Annotated in this window: 14 protein-coding genes and 1 pseudogene; 11 read left to right on the top strand and 4 right to left on the bottom strand. The window is 65.3% G+C overall.

All coding sequences use genetic code 11. The annotated features are described in order from the left end of the window. The first annotated feature begins 169 nt into the window (after positions 1–169). Both RLCC275e_RS08635 and RLCC275e_RS08630 read left to right on the top strand, forming a co-directional pair. Complete coding sequence (locus tag RLCC275e_RS08635) at positions 170–1,363, top strand: hypothetical protein (protein WP_033182494.1); 1,194 nt, start codon at positions 170–172, stop codon at positions 1,361–1,363. A 173-nt stretch (positions 1,364–1,536) separates the two neighbouring features. Continuing rightward, the gene (locus RLCC275e_RS08630; protein WP_033182493.1) at positions 1,537–3,684 is read left to right on the top strand and encodes a ParB/RepB/Spo0J family partition protein; all 2,148 of its coding nucleotides are present in this window, start codon (positions 1,537–1,539) and stop codon (positions 3,682–3,684) included. A gap of 39 nt (positions 3,685–3,723) precedes the next feature. On the opposite strand, the gene RLCC275e_RS08625 is transcribed toward RLCC275e_RS08630, so the two are convergent. After that, on the bottom strand, positions 3,724–4,062 hold the full coding sequence (locus RLCC275e_RS08625; RefSeq protein ID WP_033182492.1) for a hypothetical protein: 339 nt from the start codon (positions 4,060–4,062) through the stop codon (positions 3,724–3,726). 266 nt (positions 4,063–4,328) lie between these two features. Further along, positions 4,329–4,685 carry a hypothetical protein gene (locus RLCC275e_RS08620; RefSeq protein ID WP_033182491.1) on the bottom strand — a complete coding sequence of 119 codons (357 nt, stop codon included), beginning with the start codon at positions 4,683–4,685 and terminating at the stop codon, positions 4,329–4,331. Between the two features lie 228 nt (positions 4,686–4,913). Between RLCC275e_RS08620 and RLCC275e_RS08615 the strand changes: the two genes are divergently transcribed. Both RLCC275e_RS08615 and RLCC275e_RS08610 read left to right on the top strand, forming a co-directional pair. Beyond that, positions 4,914–9,242 carry a strawberry notch family protein gene (locus RLCC275e_RS08615; protein ID WP_033182489.1) on the top strand — a complete coding sequence of 1,443 codons (4,329 nt, stop codon included), beginning with the start codon at positions 4,914–4,916 and terminating at the stop codon, positions 9,240–9,242. Then, positions 9,242–10,087: a DUF7146 domain-containing protein gene (locus RLCC275e_RS08610; RefSeq protein ID WP_246723430.1), complete on the top strand. Its 846-nt coding sequence runs from the start codon at positions 9,242–9,244 to the stop codon at positions 10,085–10,087. Before RLCC275e_RS08615 ends, RLCC275e_RS08610 begins: the two co-directional genes overlap by 1 nt. Here the strand turns inward: RLCC275e_RS08610 and RLCC275e_RS08605 are convergent. Beyond that, on the bottom strand, positions 10,057–11,088 hold the full coding sequence (locus RLCC275e_RS08605) for an IS110 family RNA-guided transposase (RefSeq protein WP_033182488.1): 1,032 nt from the start codon (positions 11,086–11,088) through the stop codon (positions 10,057–10,059). The two genes, RLCC275e_RS08610 and RLCC275e_RS08605, sit on opposite strands and share 31 nt — an antisense overlap. 78 nt (positions 11,089–11,166) lie before the next feature. On the opposite strand from RLCC275e_RS08605, the pseudogene RLCC275e_RS08600 reads away from it, so the two are divergent. Both RLCC275e_RS08600 and RLCC275e_RS08595 read left to right on the top strand, forming a co-directional pair. Next, positions 11,167–11,640: pseudogene (locus RLCC275e_RS08600) on the top strand (toprim domain-containing protein); the annotation flags it as partial. 350 nt (positions 11,641–11,990) lie between these two features. Further along, positions 11,991–12,914 carry a DUF2493 domain-containing protein gene (locus tag RLCC275e_RS08595; protein WP_033182487.1) on the top strand — a complete coding sequence of 308 codons (924 nt, stop codon included), beginning with the start codon at positions 11,991–11,993 and terminating at the stop codon, positions 12,912–12,914. 7 nt (positions 12,915–12,921) lie between these two features. Here the strand turns inward: RLCC275e_RS08595 and RLCC275e_RS08590 are convergent, their stop codons facing one another. Next, positions 12,922–13,674 carry a hypothetical protein gene (locus tag RLCC275e_RS08590; RefSeq protein WP_033182486.1) on the bottom strand — a complete coding sequence of 251 codons (753 nt, stop codon included), beginning with the start codon at positions 13,672–13,674 and terminating at the stop codon, positions 12,922–12,924. 296 nt (positions 13,675–13,970) lie between these two features. Between RLCC275e_RS08590 and RLCC275e_RS08585 the strand changes: the two genes are divergently transcribed. The 5 genes from RLCC275e_RS08585 to RLCC275e_RS08565 all read left to right on the top strand — a co-directional run bounded on the left by RLCC275e_RS08585 (position 13,971) and on the right by RLCC275e_RS08565 (position 16,414). Next, positions 13,971–14,138: a hypothetical protein gene (locus tag RLCC275e_RS08585; RefSeq protein WP_008125146.1), complete on the top strand. Its 168-nt coding sequence runs from the start codon at positions 13,971–13,973 to the stop codon at positions 14,136–14,138. A gap of 139 nt (positions 14,139–14,277) precedes the next feature. After that, a complete protein-coding gene (locus RLCC275e_RS08580) occupies positions 14,278–14,721 on the top strand; it encodes a hypothetical protein (protein WP_033182485.1) in 444 nt (147 codons plus the stop codon). A 558-nt stretch (positions 14,722–15,279) separates the two neighbouring features. Continuing rightward, positions 15,280–15,603: a DUF736 domain-containing protein gene (locus RLCC275e_RS08575; protein ID WP_033182484.1), complete on the top strand. Its 324-nt coding sequence runs from the start codon at positions 15,280–15,282 to the stop codon at positions 15,601–15,603. Between the two features lie 184 nt (positions 15,604–15,787). Next, positions 15,788–16,030, top strand: a complete 243-nt coding sequence (locus RLCC275e_RS08570) for a helix-turn-helix domain-containing protein (RefSeq protein WP_033182483.1) — start codon at positions 15,788–15,790, stop codon at positions 16,028–16,030. A 120-nt stretch (positions 16,031–16,150) separates the two neighbouring features. Then, positions 16,151–16,414 (top strand): DNA -binding domain-containing protein, encoded by a 264-nt coding sequence (locus RLCC275e_RS08565; protein WP_082229817.1) that lies wholly within the window; start codon positions 16,151–16,153, stop codon positions 16,412–16,414. The last annotated feature ends 3 nt before the right edge of the window (positions 16,415–16,417 follow it).

The following is a 16,417-nucleotide window of genomic DNA, read 5'->3' as shown; positions in this document are numbered from 1 at the left end:
CCACAGCTTTTTGGGGAAAGCCTTCCCCTGCGTCCGAGCCCTGCGGTCTCGACCGACCCCTTCTGCGGGAGACCCGCAACGCCCCCTCAGAGTGAGAGTGCGGACCGGTTTCCGTGACGGGTGAGTAGCTGGGAGAGAGGCTCCCGCGCCCGTCGTGGAGATTGGTTCCATGAACATGCAAGTTCTCGATACGCGCCGTGCCGCGCCCGGCGGTTACAAGGTGGATGTCAGGCGCGGCGAGCGGGTCGGCCGCGTCTCGTCTGAGTGGTTCTCGCGTCCGGCTGACGAACGTTACCTATCGCTCACCGAACTGGCGCGATCGGTGCGCGACCGCGCCGATCGCAGCAAGACGCGCGTGGTGGAAAGCGCGCTCATCCATGTGGAGGCAAACCGCAACGATGCAGAGCGGCTGGCCCTGATCCTGCCGGGCACGGATGCTGCAATCGCGCCCACACACTGGTCCTTCGGCCAACTCGCCGGCCTGGTCGGCGCACCCGCCGCTTATCTACGCCAGCTCCCGGCCGCGCTCGCCGCCATCAATCTGCAATATGGCCTGACTTCCAATCGCGCCGAGCAGATCAAGACGCTGGAAACCGACGACGGCCGGATGGAACTGCGCGCCGTCACCGGGCCGGATTATGGGAGGATATTCGACGCAGAACTGGTGGAAGCCGTGCAGCGCATCGCCGGCAACGGCACGGGCGACACCCGCTGGAAGGTGCCGGGTGTGCTCGACTGGTCGACCGGGATCTACAACCCCCGCGTCGACATCACCAAGGATACGACCACCCTCTATGCCTCCGATCGCGACGTCTTCCTGTTCCTGGTCGACGACCTGAATCCGATCGAGGCTGGTCGCCTACCTGACGGATCGCCCGACCTCTATTTCCGGGGCTTCTATTGCTGGAATTCCGAGGTCGGCGCCAAGACCCTCGGCATGGCGAGCTTCTATCTCCGCGCGGTCTGCCAAAATCGGAATTTGTGGGGCGTGGAGGATTTCGAGGAAATCACCATCCGCCACAGCAAATACGCCGCCAACCGGTTTGCGCATGAGGCGGCCCCGGCACTGTTGAACTTCGCGAACTCCTCGCCTCTGCCCTTCGTCAACGGCATCAAGGCGGCGCGCGAGCGGATCGTGGCGAAAACGGACGAAGACCGCACCGACTTCCTGCGCCGTCGCGGTTTCTCCAAGGCCGAGGCAGGGAAGATCATCGACACGGTGCTGGCCGAGGAATGCCGCCCGCCCGAGAGCATCTTCGACTTCGTTCAGGGCATCACCGCCGTCGCCCGCGACAAGCCGCATCAGGACGCCCGCCTCGACATGGAAGCCAAGGCCAAGAAGCTGCTCGATCGAGCCGCCTGATTTCCGCGAAGCCGGGAAAGCGGTTTTCCGTGCCTCCGGCTTTGCGCTTCCGTGTTTCTCTGGTCCACGGTCCGTGGCGCCGCCCCCTTTAGAGGAAGAGGGCGGCGCTTCGCTTTGTGACGGGTTGGAGGTTGAGAGAGAGGCTCTCGGCGCCCGTCGCGGAGTAAATCCCGATGGCTACTGCTGTTCAGAAGATCATCCTGTCGTCCTCGCGCGACATCCCCTTCACCAAGCTGGTGCTCAGCCAGTCCAACGTCCGGCGCGTGAAGGCCGGCGTCTCGATCGAGGATCTTGCGGCCTCGATCGCCCGACGCGGCCTGATCCAGAGCCTCAGCGTCTTCCCGGTGATCGACGCCGTGGGCGCTGAGACCGGCATGTTCGAGGTTCCGGCCGGCGGCCGGCGCTTCCGTGCGCTTGAGATGCTGGTGAAGCAGAAGCGCCTCGCCAAGGTCGCGCCCGTGCCCTGCATTGTCCGGGAGCGCGATGGCGCCATCCTCCCCGAGGAGGTGTCGCTGGCCGAGAATATCGAGCGCGCCCCACTGCATCCGCTGGATCAGTTCCGCGCCTTCCAAGACATGCGTGACAAGGGCATGACCGAGGAGGAAATCGCGGCCGCATTCTTCGTGCAGGTCGCCGTCGTGAAACAGCGGCTGCGTCTGGCATCGGCATCGCCCGCGCTGCTCGACGTCTATGCCGAGGACGGCATGACGCTGGAGCAGCTCATGGCCTTCACCGTGTCGAACGACCACGCCCGCCAGGAACAGGTCTGGGACGCGATTAAGGACGCCTGGTCGAAGGAGCCCTATCAGATCCGTCGCATGCTCACCGAGACCACGGTGCGCGCCTCCGACAAGCGCGCCGTCTTTGTCGGCCTCGACGCCTATGAGGCCGCCGGCGGTGTCACCATGCGCGATCTCTTCCAGTCCGACGATGGCGGCTGGCTGCAGGATCCGGCGCTGCTCGACCGCTTGGCCGCTGAGAAGCTGAAGGCCACCGCCGACGAGGTCGCCGCCGAAGGCTGGAAGTGGATCGAGGTCGCTGTCAGCTTCCCTTATGACGCGACCCGCGGCCTGCGTGAACTGCAGGGCGAGGCCCTCGACCTTACGACCGAGGAACAGGCGACGATCGACGCCCTAACCGGGGAGCAGCAGAAGCTCGAGGCCGAATATCAGGACGCCGACGAGCTGCCGGACGAGGTCGACCAGCGGCTCGGTGAGATCGAGACGGCGCTCGTCGCCCTCGAGTCGCGACCGGTCCGTTACGAGACCGATGATATCGCTCGCGCGGGCGTCTTCATCAGCATCGCCCATGACGGCAGTCTCGACATCGATCGCGGCTATGTCCGTTCCGAGGATGAAGCACCGATCCTCCCCGAGGGCGAGATTGGCGTGGAAGCCGGCGGCGATGTGGAAGTCGGCGGCGATCCGGCCGAACCGGCCGTGCAGCGGGCCGTCATCATGATCGGCGGCCAGCCCGCCGAGCCGGAGGACGACGAGGACGATGCGATCAAGCCGCTGCCCGATCGCCTCGTCACCGAGCTGACGGCCCATCGCACGCTGGCGCTGCGCAATGCGCTGGCCGACAATCCGCACGTCGCCATGACCGCGCTCCTGCACAAGCTGGTCTCCGACGCCTTCCAGCACCGCATGTACAAGGGCGCGATGGAGGCCTCCGTCAGCCACGTCTTCTTCCCGGTGCAGGACGATGGGTTGAAGGACAGCCCGTCTGCTCGCGCAGTGCACGGTCGTCACGAAGCCTGGGCGGGCGACATTCCCGCAGAGGACGGCGCGCTCTGGGACTGGCTGACGGCGCTCGATGACGCCAGCCGCATAGCGCTCCTGGCCCATTGCGTCAGCTACGGCGTCAACGCGCTCTACGAAAAGCCGAACCCTTACGGCGGCAACGGCGTCTCGCAGCATGGCCTCGACATGCGGCTCGGCCAGGCGGACCGACTGGCGCGCGCCACCGGCCTTGACATGGTGGACGTCGGCTGGCGTCCGACGGTTGGCAACTATCTGGGCCGCGTCACCAAGCCCCGCATCCTTCAGGCAGTCCGCGAAGGCGCCGGCGACCAGGCCGCGCAGCTCATCGACCATATGAAGAAGGGTGATATGGCCAAGGAGGCAGAACGCCTGCTGGCGGACACCGGCTGGTTGCCGGAGCCGTTGCGCCTGGTCGCTGAGCCCGAGGCGGCCACACCGGACACCGACGCCAGCGGCAAGGACGAAGGAGCTGAGCTGCCCGACTTCCTCGCCGACGACGACGAGGAAATCACAGCCGATGGCGAAGACGATGAACACCACCTCGTAGCGGCCGAGTGAGCTAGGGGCTGGAGCGACGAGCGCGCTCCAGCCCCTTTTTTATGCGCTGCGCTTAATGCGCGGCTGCACTCGCACACCGTCCACCCAGAGGGCGACCTTCCCAGTTGCGACAAGTCCAGCCGTCTCCGCCACGAACTGCCGCAGGGGATGCGTCCCGCTCACCCAAAAGCGGTGACGATATCCGACGGCAACCGCAGCATCCTTGAACCCCTTCAAGGCGTCGTAACCCGCAGCCTCCTGGATCTCGAATTGCACGATCCAGCGCGTGCGCCTTGGCCGCACGTCGTCGAGAATTTCGACAGCGACGCGATGCTTTAGCCGGGACCTGATTGTGACCGGTTCAATCTTCTTAGATGGAAATTTTAGGATCTGAGCCATCAGAACCTCCTTCGCTAGTGAAGCGGTTCAATGGTGTTTACGGGATCGGTGAACCGCACAGCCGAGACCCGCCCGCGCAAGTGCGGGACAGATCAGCGGCGGCCCGTTGACCGGGCAGTTCAGCTACTACAGCTCTTGCTGCAGGCGGTTCTTCTCAATGCCGCGTTATTTGCGGCGACCCTGAATGTCTTGGGATATGGAGTTCGCGCGCAGACGTTTCAAGCTTCGGCGTCATGCGAGTCTGATTTAGAGATCATCTCTGCAGTCTACCAAACCGCGACCTCCCACTGACCATTGACGCGGGCGAAGCCGATCGGCCGGTTCTGCGGCGTCGCTTTTGGCTTCGTCGAATCCATCACGATCTGCGTCATGCAGGTCACGCCCGGGCCGACGCCTCCCGGCGAACAGTCGCCGAGCTTCAGCGTCGCATTGGTCAGCGGTCCCGTGAACAGGCGGTGACGCCGGACCGCCGCCGTCGCCTCACCCTCCGTCGGCAGCGCGACCCCGGCCGCGACAGCCGGCGACGCGGACACCGGCGCAATCACAGGCCGCAGGACAAACCCCGTGCCAAACCCGACCGCCAGGCAACCCGCCGCAATAATGCCGATCGCGCTTCCCTTCATCTCGCCTGCCTCTTCCTTACCGGCACGGCGAACTCCAGCGAGCTGAGGCGCCGCGGCTTCTTTTCCCGGGAGAGTTTAGCGTCAGATCGCCGCCGCCGAAAGGCGGCGCGATGAGCCGGGCCCAGCCCGCGCCAGAGTGAGAGGATGGCCGGGACGGGTTTGAGCCCGTCCGGTCGAGAGAGAGCGCCGGGCCGGCTCGTCCCGTCTCCGCTCTCCGAGGTCTCTATCATGCTCCACGCTCCGCTTCCGGCTGCCGCCCCGGCAGTCTCGCTCCCGCTCGCGCCAGCGCCGCCGCCGGCCTCCGCCGTGCTGGCCGCCGCCGAGCATCTCCTCCCTCATCTTGAACAGGGCCGAGCGGTCGACGCAGGGTCACTGCGCACCGCCATGGAAGCGGCCTTCGGCGCGTCCGACGCTGCCGGCGCATGGGACTGGAAGACGGCCTATGACGCCTGCGAGGTCGCGACCGTCCTGTTCCTGCGCAAATACGGGAAGGCGCTTTTCCGCAAAGCCGCTTCGCCGGCTTCACGCCTTTCCGCGCTGACCAAGATCGTCAGCCTTTTGCCGACGCACACCCGTCGCTCCGAGGAAGCGCAGGCTTTCCAGCAATTCTCGACCCCGGTCCCGCTCGGTTTAGCCGCCCTGACCGCAGCATCGCTGACCCCGGCCGACCGCGTGCTGGAGCCTTCGACCGGCACCGGCCTGCTTGCGATCCTGGCTGAGATCACGGGCTCCGCGCTCATCCTCAACGAGCTTGCCGAAACCCGCGCCGATCTCCTCACCTCCCTCTTTCCGGCCATCCCCGTCACGCGCTTCGATGGCGCCCAGATCGACGATCATCTCGATCGGACGGCCGTTCCCAGCGTCATCCTCATGAACCCGCCCTTCTCCGTGATGGCGAACGTCACCGGGCGGGTCGCTGACGCCGCCTATCGCCATGTCGCCTCGGCGCTGGCACGTCTCGCCGATGGCGGCCGCCTGGTCGCGATCACCGGCGCGAACCTCTCACCCGATGCGCCTGCCTGGCGCGACGGCTTCATCCGCCTGCAGGAGCGCGGGCGTGTCGTGTTCACAGCCGCCGTTGCGGGCTCCGTCTATGCCAAGCATGGCACGACGATCGAGACGCGCCTGACCGTCATCGACAAGGCCCCGGCCGACGATCCCGCATGCTTTCCGGAATCTGCCGGCCTCGCGCCAGATGTTGCGACGTTGCTCGCATGGATCGACCAGCAGGTTCCGGCCAGGTTGCCGGTATTGCTACCGACAACGCACGCCGACGCGGCGGTCGCTCCCCGCACCGTGCGCGGCTATCTCGCCCAAGCCGCGTCCGCAGCGCCCGCGCGCCGAATCGCCCAGCCCGAAGGCGTGCTCCTCCATTATGAGACGATCGACTGGAAGCCGCCGGAGGGTGGTCGCCTGTCGGACTCGATCTACGAGACCTATGCGCTCCAGTCGATCCGCGTCCCCGACGCTCAGCCGCATCCCACCAAGCTGGTGCAATCGGCCGCGATGGCGTCGGTCGCACCGCCGAAGCCCAGCTATCGGCCGCTGCTCCCCGCCCACATCGTCAGCGATGGCGTGCTCTCCGACGCTCAGCTCGAGACGGTGATCTATGCCGGTGAGTCCCATGCCGAATATCTCGCGGGCGCCTGGACCGTGGACGAGACCTGCGATCTCGTCTCGTCCGCGCCCGACGATGCGAAAAACGCCGTCCGCTTCCGCAAGGGCTTCATGCTCGGCGACGGCACCGGCGCCGGCAAAGGCCGCCAGTCGGCCGGGATCATCCTCGACAACTGGCTCCAGGGCCGGCGCAAGGCGGTCTGGATCTCCAAGTCCGACAAGCTGCTCGAGGACGCCCAGCGCGACTGGTCGGCGCTCGGCATGGAGCGGCTGCTGGTCACGCCGCTGTCGCGCTTCCCGCAAGGCACCCCGATCCGTCTCGGCGAAGGCGTCCTTTTCACCACCTACGCCACGCTACGGTCCGACGACCGCGGCGAGAAGCTTTCGCGGGTCAAGCAGATCGTCGAATGGTTGGGCTCCGATTTCGACGGAGTGGTCATTTTCGACGAAAGCCACGCCATGCAGAACGCCGGTGGCGGCAAGGGGGAACGGGGCGATGTCGCCCCCTCGCAGCAGGGCCGTGCGGGCTTGCGCCTCCAGCACGCCCTGCCGAACGCGCGCGTCGTGTACGTCTCTGCAACCGGCGCCACGACCGTCCACAATCTCGCCTATGCCCAGCGGCTCGGCCTGTGGGGTGGCGAGGATTTCCCGTTCGCGAACCGTGCGGAATTTGTCGAGGCGGTCGAGAATGGCGGGGTCGCGGCCATGGAAGTGCTGGCGCGCGATCTGCGCTCCCTCGGCCTCTACACATCACGATCGCTGTCCTACGACGGCGTCGAATATGAATTGCTCGAACACCAGCTTACGCCTGAGCAGACCCGCATCTACGACGCCTATGCCGGCGCCTTCGCCGTCATTCACAACCATCTCGACGCGGCGATGCAGGCCGCCAACATCACCGGCGACAGCGGCACGCTGAACCGGCAGGCGAAATCGGCCGCACGCTCGGCGTTCGAAAGCGCCAAGCAGCGCTTCTTCGGGCATTTGCTGACCAGCATGAAGACGCCGACGCTGGTTCGCTCGATCGAGCAGGACCTCGCCGAGGGCCATTCGGCTGTGATCCAGATCGTCTCGACCGGCGAAGCGCTGATGGAACGACGCCTCGCCGAGATCCCGACCGAGGAGTGGAACGACGTCCGGGTGGACATCACTCCTCGCGAATATGTCCTAGATTACCTCGCGCATTCCTTCCCGGTGCAGCTCTACGAGCCGTTCACCGACAACGAGGGCAATCTGTCATCGCGCCCCGTCTTTCGCGACGGCCAGCCCGTCGAAAGCCGCGAGGCCGCCGCCCGGCGCGATGAGCTGATCGAGCGGCTCGCGTCGATGACGCCCGTACCCGGCGCGCTCGACCAGATCGTTCAGCGCTTCGGCTCCGACACGGTGGCCGAGGTGACCGGCCGCTCGCGCCGCGTGGTGCGCAAGGGCGACCGCCTTGCCGTGGAGAACCGAGCCGCCTCCGCCAATCTCGCCGAAGCCGCCGCGTTCATGGATGACCAGAAGCGCGTGCTCGTCTTCTCGGACGCCGGCGGCACCGGCCGCAGCTACCACGCCGATCTCGCGGCGCGGAACCAGCGCCTGCGCGTCCACTATCTGCTCGAACCGGGCTGGAAGGCCGACGCCGCCATCCAGGGCCTGGGTCGCACCAACCGGACGAACCAGGCACAGCCGCCCCGGTTTCGGCCGATCGCCACCGACGTGAAGGCCGAGAAGCGCTTCCTCTCGACGATCGCGCGCCGGCTCGACACGCTCGGCGCGATCACACGCGGCCAACGCCAGACCGGCGGCCAGGGCCTCTTCCGGCCCGAGGACAATCTGGAATCGCACTATGGGCGCGATGCGCTCCGGCAGCTCTATCTTCTGCTAGTGCGCGGCAAGGTCGACGGCTGCTCGCTCGACCGCTTCGAGTCGGCGACCGGCCTGAAGCTGATGGACGACACCGGCATCAAGGACGAGCTGCCGCCGATCACCACCTTCCTCAACAGGCTCCTGGCGCTGACGATCGAGTTGCAGGGCATCCTGTTCACGGCGTTCGAACAGCTGCTGACCGCCAAGGTCGAGGGCGCGATCCGCAGCGGTGTCTATGATCTCGGGTTGGAGACGCTGCAGGCCGAAAGCTTCATCATCACCGACAGCCAAGTGATCCATACCCATCCGGGCACGGCTGCGGAGACGCGGTTGCTCAACATCACGCGGCGCGAGCGCAACCGGCCGACCACGCTGGACATGGCGATCGACCATCTCGCCGATCCCCGCGCGCGGCTCGTCGTCAACGGCCGATCCGGCCGGGCCGCCGTGCAGATCCCGGCACCATCCATGATGCTCGACGATGGCGAGATCGAACGGCGCGTCTGCCTGATCCGGCCGATGGAGCAGCACTACGCGCCGCTGCGCATGATGGGCGAGAGCCATTGGGAGGAAGTCGATCGCGACAGTTTTGGGGCCGCCTGGGACGCTGAGCTGGCCGAGGTGCCGGAGTTTTCCGACAGCACCATTCACATCGTCGCGGGCCTGCTGCTGCCGATTTGGAAGCGGCTGCCCAACGAGTCGACGCGGGTCTACCGGCTCCAGACCGACGCGGGCGAGCGCATCATCGGTCGCCGCGTCTCCCCCGCCTGGGCCGCGAACGCCGGCGCCATGGGAGCTAGCACCCTGACGCCGGAAGGCGCGTTCACAGCGCTGATCGACGGCGCCACCATCCTCGATCTCACTGAGGGCATGCAGCTGCGCCGGGCCCGTTTGATGGGAACCAACCGCATCGAACTGTCGGGCTTCACCGACGCGATGCGCGATCGGCTGCGAGCCTATGGCCTGTTCAGCGAGATCATCTCGTGGAAGCTGCGCTTCTTCGTGCCGGTCGATACGTCGGGACCTGCCATTCTCGCCAAGCTGCTCGACACCTTCCCCGTCGCGCGCATCTCCGAGCGGGAGGCTGCGTGATGGCCCGGCAGGACGCCTCCGATCTCGCGCGCAGTCTCGGCCGGCAGGCCGAGGCGGTGTGCCGCCACTACCTGTCGAGCGGACGTCGCGAGGGCCGCTACTGGCTGATCGGCGACGTGCGCAACACGCCCGGCCGCTCGATGTATGTCCGGCTCAAGGATTCGCCCAAAGGTGTCGCGGGCAAATGGACCGACGCCGCCACCGGCGAACACGGCGATCTCCTCGACGTCATCCGGGAAAGCTGCGGCCTGGTCGACTTCAAGGACGTGGCCGACGAGGCTCGGACCTTCCTCAGCATGCCGCCGCCCGAGCCGGGGCCACGATTTCAGGAGCGCCAGCGGCCAGCACCAAGCGGCTCGCCGGAAGCAGCGCGCCGTCTCATCGGCATGTCGCAGCCGATAACGGGCACAATCGTGCAAGCGTATTTACGAGAACGCGGCATTACGGATTTACGCGGAACCGGAAACCTTCGCTTCCATCCACGCTGCTATTATCGGCCCGACGAGCACGCGCCGACCGAGACCTGGCCGGCGATGATCGCCGCTGTCACCGATCTCCATCTGTGGACGCCCCAAAAGACGCAAGTGGTATTTGGGGGATTGGCACGTAGTCGGATGCTGCCATCTGTCCGGCCTCTGATGCAGCACCGGAGGCTGCGGGCCCGTATGGGAGTTCGCGGACCGGAACCACTTCACGACAGCGTGCTCACGGCACGGTGGAAAGCCCTGGTTCTTCCGGCCCCGTCTCGCCGACTGTTGTGCCATACCCTCCTTCGACCGACTACGTCTTCCGACGACCCCTGGTCCGCCTTGGCTTACGCCGCAGCTGCGACCGGAGCTTTGTAATCCTCGTTCTTTGTAAGCAGCGCCCAGATGATCCGCGCCGTCTTGTTGGCAAGCGCGACGGTCACCAGCATTCGCGGCTTCCGGGCCAGCATTTGCTCGAGCCATGATCCTGCGGGCGCGCCTCGTTTGCTCGCCTGCAGCACGACCGCGCTACTGCCAATGATGAGCAAACGCCTGAGCGTTCGCTCGCCCATCTTCGTGATCGAGCCCAGCTTCTGTTTGCCTCCTGTCGACAGCTGCCGAGGTGCCAAGCCGAGCCAGGCCGCAAAGTCGCGACCCTTGGCGAAAGTCTCGGCCGCTGGAGCCAGCGCGGCGATCGCGGTGGCCGTGATCGGTCCAACGCCAGGGATCGTCATGAGCCGTCTTGCGATCGCATCCTCGCGTGCTCGCCGTGCGATCTCCTTGTCGAGATCTCCAATCCTGTCGTTCAGCTCCTCCAGCAAGGCGAGCATCGTGCGAAACATTGCCCGGGCTGCCTCAGGAAGCGACGAGCCGATCTCGTCCTCAAGCAGGTCGCCGAGCATCGCCACATGCGACGGGCCTTTTGGTGCTACCCAGCCATACTCGGTGAGATGACCGCGGATCGCGTTGATCAACTGGGTGCGCTGACGCACCAGCAAATCGCGGGTGCGGAACACCAGGGCGGATGCCTGCTGCTCCTCGCTCTTGATCGCCACGAACCGCATGTTGGGACGCTGCGCTGCCTCGCAGATCGCCTCGGCATCCACCGCATCGTTCTTATGCCGCTTCACGAACGGCTTCACGTAAGCTGGCGGGATCAGCTTCACGTCATGACCCAGGTGCGTGAGCTCGCGGCCCCAGTGGTGCGCGCCTCCGCAGGCCTCCAGCGCTACCGTGCACCGCGGCTGCTGCGCAAAGAATTCCAGCAGCTTGGCGCGACTGATCTTGCGACTGAACAGCGCTCGCCCACTCGCATCCGCGCCATGCGCATGGAAAACATTCTTGGCGATATCCAAACCGATTGTGGTAACTTCCGACACGGACGCCTCCTCAAGTGGTGTTCAACACCTCCACTATGGCACATCGATGCCGTCGGGGGGCGTCCACCCCATCACGACAAGATCACGGGCGCGCACCGAACCTGGCTCGATCCCCGATCGCGTGACAAGGCGCCGATCGACACGCCGAGGCGAGCAATGGGTGACCTTCTCGGCAACGCAGTGCGCTTCGGCATCGGCGGTGAGGTCATGGCGGCCGGCGAAGGCATCGAGACCGTCCTGTCGCTCCGACAGGTGCTTCCCGACATGCCGATGCTGGCGGCGCTCTCCGCAGCACATCTCGCCGCCATCCTGTTCCCCGATGCGCTGCGACGGCTCTACATCGTGCGCGACAATGATCCGGCCGGTGACGGTGCGCGTGACAGCCTGATCGAACGGGCGAACGTCGTCGGGATCGAGGCGATTGTCATCTCGCCAGCGCTCGGCGACTTCAACGAAGATCTCCGCACCTTGGGCATCGAGCATCTCCGACAGCAGTCGCGGATGCAGATCGCACCCCAGGACGTCGGAAAGTTCATGGCGCTGGCGGCATAGACCGGCACGCGAGAGCGGCATTGAGACGGTGCGTCGTCGTGCTCGCAGATGCCCCAACGTCGGAGGGGGACCGCGCCTCAGCCTTCGAGAGGGCGATCGGCCAGCAAACGGGCCCGCCCAGCAATGGCTGCGGCCGACGATTTTCCGGCGGCGCCTCACCACCCCACGCGGCAGGCCGCGTGGGGACCCCGGATCCGCGCCTTTCCATCGCGAGGCAAAATCGCCGGCCTCCGCCATCCTCCGCTGACGCTTCGGCCCTGCGCTTCGCTCCGGGTGCAGGGCCGGCCCGCCCGCCGGCTTTCGTCGCCATGAAGGCCGCGACGGTCGCGGTCCAACCGACGGAGCATCCTATGAGCGAGCACGACGACTTCGAACCGCATCACGCCTCATCACCCACCGACCATGTCCTCAATGAACTCCAGCTTCACGGCTATCGTCCCTTTGAGGATGAACCCGACCAGCGGCTCCTCCCAGACGGCAATGCTGTCGCAGGCGCGATCTCCGACATCTTCGACGCTCTGATCGGAACGTTGGAGGACACTCGCCTCGAACCCGACCTCGACGATCTCCTGTGGTCGACGGTCAACGTCTTTCACCGCGCCACCGACCGGATCGCGCGCGAACTGGACGACAACGAGCAGGCGCAACGCCGCGGGCAGCGTGAACAGGACGGCAGCGAGGTGAAGTCGGTCGAACTCGAGCGCCACATCGCCGAAGGCCAAACCCTGATCGAACGCCAGAACGCCTTCGAGCTAATGCGCGACCAGGCGGCCGAACATTATGAGCGCCACGTCGGCAAGACTTGGCTTCCGCGCAGCGGGTCAAGGGTCAACCACCGCAATCTCACCTCGGCGATGATCGACAGCCGCGACTTCCTGGCAGCGAAGCGGCGTGCCGAGCAGACGATTCTTCTTCCCCCTGGTCCGAAAATCCTCGTCACCGGCGGGCTAGACTTCAACGATCACCGGCTGATCTGGGCCAAGCTCGACCAGGTGCACGAAAAGCACCCGGACATGGTGCTGATGCACGGCAAGTCACCGAAGGGCGCCGAGAAGATCGCATCCCTTTGGGCGACGAACCGGAATGTGCCGCAGATTGGCTTTGCACCGGACTGGACGAAGCACGGCCGCGCAGCGCCCTTCAAGCGCAACGACGAGATGCTGGAAATCCTGCCCAAGGGCGTGATGCACTTCCCCGGCACCGGCATCAACGACAACCTCGCCGACAAAGCCAAGAAGCTCGGCATTTCCGTCTGGAAATTCGGCGGCGCGTGAGCGCCGCCTATCCCAGATCGACTTTCCAGAACTTCAGCACATCCTCGACCTCGGTCCTCGGATAGTGAAGAAAATCGGCGTTGGCGAGATTGGACCGGATTTTCGCCTTCCGCTTTGCGATTTCACGTTCGATACGCGGCGTGAACGGCGCTGTTCCCGGCGGCAGGACGCCAAGCCGATCCGACTTGGGCCAACTCTTCGGATAGTCGGTCGGTGTCCATCCGGACCGCACCTGCTCAGCCTGGGCAGCGACCGCCTCGTGCTCACATGCCCATCCGTACAGATGGAAGGAGCATACCCGCAGCATGGCTTTGATCTCTGGGAGGGTGTCCGTGAAACCCTTCAACGAGGTGGGCAGCCACACCATGTTTGCGACACAGGAGAAGTAGCGCGAATCCTGCACCACGCTGCTGCCCTGCGCGAACGATGGATCGTCGTAACCCCAGATGTGACAGACGGTCCAGTTTTTCGGCTTTGGGGACGCTACGTCGAGCGCGGCGATAAGGGCGTTGAGCGCGGCCACATTTCCTTCGAACTTCTCTGCCGTTACGCCGGTCAACTTCCGCGTGTTCGTGTAACGCCGCGTCCATCCGGCATCAAAGAGTGGACGACCGCGCGCTGTATGCGGTGCCCACACAGGCAGCGCGCGAAACGTGTCAGGGTGTACCCAACGTGCCGTCCGCTCGATTAGTTCGACGATGGCAGGAATATCCGACCGCAGGGCCTCGTTGCCATCCGGCACATGGAATCCGCTTGCCATGGTCCTCCCAGACGAAGTTGTCGCCTCGTATGCGCGAGACGTCCGGCTGAGGTCTTGGCGGCAAGGCTGTTGTTGAGAGCATCACGACTACCATTTCCAGTCGGCAGACGCACCCCCGCTTATCTGCGCTGATCCTTGGTCAGACTGACCGCCTGACGCCATCAACCCGTAAAGGGTCGGCTATGCGAGCATGCCGCCGCTTCGGCTACGCCTGCGCGGTGATTGCAGCGTTCAGCCCGACACTTCGGGCGCCTGTCAGCGGGGGATGGTCCTCCGCTCAAACAGGAGCCGGATCGATGTCCCTCAACGACGCGCACGCCTTCGCCTTCAGCCTCGCCACCACCCTGATGGCCGCCATCATCATCTTCCAGGCCGGTGACGGCACCCTCTCGGTAACGCCCGCCAGTGAGTACGACGGCGACACGGCCGCGATCGTCCATGAGATCGATCCCTTCGCCCCATAACCGGGCGAATTGGCGTCGCCGCGCGGAAGTCGCCCGCGATTTCCGCTCCCGGCGCGGTCTATTTTCAACTATAGTTAGAGCGCGCCGCGGTGGTGGTGGAGGCGCGACCGTCAGACCTTTTCTCTCGGAGGACACCACCATGATCATCCTCGCAATACTTACATCCCTCGCAGCCATCGGCCTGCTTTGCTGGCTGCTGTTCACGCTGGCCGTCTTCGCATTGCCGGCTTTCGTCGGCGTGACCGCAGGGGCCTGGGCGCACGGCACCGGCGCCGGCATTCCCGGTGCGATCCTCGTCGGGGCCGTCGCCGCCGCCCTCACACTGGCGGCCGGTCACCTGCTGATCACCTTCGTCCGGCCGATGTGGCTGAAGCTGATCGTGGCCATCGTCTTCGTCGCGCCGGCGGCGATCGCAGGTTTCCACGCCGCGCATGGCATTGCGAGACACCTCATGCCTTCCGAGGGATGGCAGATCACCTTCTCCGTCATTGGCGCGATCGCGGTCGGCATAACCGCCTTCATACGGGTCGCAGGAACGGCAGCGGCCCCGGGTCCGTCCGGGCGGGACCTCGCGCGAACCTGATCGCTATTGTCGTCGTTGCGAGGGCAAGACCAGCGATAGGCGGCAACCGCACCTCGTCTGAGGCTGTTGGGATTGAAGCTTGCACTGCGAATAGACGCTGGGCCCGGGAAGCGGCCTTCGTTGGAGCGGCTGTCGTGGCAAGACTATGTCTCGGCGACACACCGGAGATCCGGCGCGGCGATCTCAATTAGCGGTGCGGGTCAGGATGCAGCGCCGATGCCCGCCGGGAGGAGACGAAGCCGGGGAGTGTTGCCGACGCCGACTGCCGGTGCGGGACGGCCACCATTTTCTCCGTTATCTGACAGTGCCTCAACCGCTCCAAACGGCCTCTTCAATGGCGTGATCTGGCCGAAGGCCGGCTGCGCCTCGATCGCCTATGACGCAACAGCCGCGTCAAGCTTTCTTCCCCTGCCGGCTGCGCCGCCATTCCTCGCGAGACAAGAAAGCCCTCCTTAGCTGTCAGGCCCCTTCGGGGTGCGCCGTCGATCGCCTCCGGCCTGCCGATCGCCATCGAGACCGCAATGGTGCGGGCTCGGGAACGGAAAACGGAGACTTACAATGGCGACCATCGGCACCTTCAAGAAGACCGGCGCGAACGAATTCACCGGCGAAATCGTCACCCTCAGCGTGCAGGCCAAGGGCGTGCGCATCGTCCCCGACCAGCGTGCCACTGGCGAGAACGCCCCCAGCCACCGGGTCCTGGTCGGCCGCGCGGAAATCGGCGCTGCCTGGTCGAAGCGCTCCAACGAAGGCCGCGACTACCTGGGCCTCAAACTGGACGATCCGAGCTTCAACGCCCCCATCTACGCCAACCTCTTCGAGGACGAGGACGAGAGCTTCTCGCTGATCTGGTCCCGCCCCACCGGGCGGCGCGGCGACTGAGGCCCGCGCAAGGCCCCGGCCGGAAGGCCGGGGCCTTCGGCACGCGAGGCGACCGAATCAGTTCTTGCCGAAGATGCCCCGGCGATGCCCCAGCAGCAGCTTTTGAGTGGTCAGACGAAACAAGAACGACTATAATAGTCGTAGTTCTGGCGTGCGCGTAGGTCTGAGTGGGAGGTGATCATGCATGATCACCGCCCGACAATCGCGGGCCGCACGCGCGTTGCTGGGTTGGACGCAGGAGACGCTCGCTGACAAGGCCCGAGTATCATTGACCGCGCTCAAGCGCCTCGAATCCGCAAGCGGGCTTGAGGTGTATGAGAGCACGCGGGATGAGGTCAGGCGCGCCTTCGAACGTGGCGGGATTGTTTTCCTCAACTCCGACCAAGGCGTGGGGTTAATGCTGGTCGATGCAAAGAGAGATGCCTGACATAGGGGCGCATGCCCACACCGCTCGGCCTTCACGCGACGGCGCTGCCGGGATGCAATTCATTCAAAACATCGTTAACAATCCCCTTCAAAATGGATACATCTGTTGTCGGGGGATGCGGTGACCATAGAAGACTTTCTGGACCAGCCGCCTGGCGGCGCAGCACTCACGGCCTATGACCGTGCTCACCTGAAGCTATACCTGCGCCTTCTTGATGCAGATGCCGAAGGTGCGGACTGGAAAGCGGTCGTCGAAGCGTTGTTCGGAATCTGTCCCGAATCCGAACCAGAGCGCGCCGCGCGCGTCCACACCGCCCATCTCGCCCGTGCAAAATGGATGACGACAAGCGGCTACTGCGAGCTTCTCGGCCCCCGTCTACATTGAGGT

Source organism: Rhizobium brockwellii (assembly GCF_000769405.2).
GTDB classification, from domain to species: domain Bacteria; phylum Pseudomonadota; class Alphaproteobacteria; order Rhizobiales; family Rhizobiaceae; genus Rhizobium; species Rhizobium brockwellii.
Note: the sequence above shows the minus strand (reverse complement) of the source record. Positions and strands in the feature narration are given on the sequence as shown.

Excerpts from the sequence above, each read along its gene's own strand:
- RLCC275e_RS08590 (WP_033182486.1), bottom strand. The coding sequence starts at position 13,674 with ATGGCAAGCGGATTCCATGTGCCGGATGGCAACGAGGCCCTGCGGTCG.
- RLCC275e_RS08570 (WP_033182483.1), top strand. The coding sequence starts at position 15,788 with ATGATCACCGCCCGACAATCGCGGGCCGCACGCGCGTTGCTGGGTTGG.
- RLCC275e_RS08630 (WP_033182493.1), top strand. The coding sequence starts at position 1,537 with ATGGCTACTGCTGTTCAGAAGATCATCCTGTCGTCCTCGCGCGACATC.
- RLCC275e_RS08575 (WP_033182484.1), top strand. The coding sequence starts at position 15,280 with ATGGCGACCATCGGCACCTTCAAGAAGACCGGCGCGAACGAATTCACC.
- RLCC275e_RS08625 (WP_033182492.1), bottom strand. The coding sequence starts at position 4,062 with ATGGCTCAGATCCTAAAATTTCCATCTAAGAAGATTGAACCGGTCACA.
- RLCC275e_RS08585 (WP_008125146.1), top strand. The coding sequence starts at position 13,971 with ATGTCCCTCAACGACGCGCACGCCTTCGCCTTCAGCCTCGCCACCACC.
- RLCC275e_RS08620 (WP_033182491.1), bottom strand. The coding sequence starts at position 4,685 with ATGAAGGGAAGCGCGATCGGCATTATTGCGGCGGGTTGCCTGGCGGTC.
- RLCC275e_RS08610 (WP_246723430.1), top strand. The coding sequence starts at position 9,242 with ATGGCCCGGCAGGACGCCTCCGATCTCGCGCGCAGTCTCGGCCGGCAG.
- RLCC275e_RS08580 (WP_033182485.1), top strand. The coding sequence starts at position 14,278 with ATGATCATCCTCGCAATACTTACATCCCTCGCAGCCATCGGCCTGCTT.
- RLCC275e_RS08595 (WP_033182487.1), top strand. The coding sequence starts at position 11,991 with ATGAGCGAGCACGACGACTTCGAACCGCATCACGCCTCATCACCCACC.
- RLCC275e_RS08635 (WP_033182494.1), top strand. The coding sequence starts at position 170 with ATGAACATGCAAGTTCTCGATACGCGCCGTGCCGCGCCCGGCGGTTAC.
- RLCC275e_RS08615 (WP_033182489.1), top strand. The coding sequence starts at position 4,914 with ATGCTCCACGCTCCGCTTCCGGCTGCCGCCCCGGCAGTCTCGCTCCCG.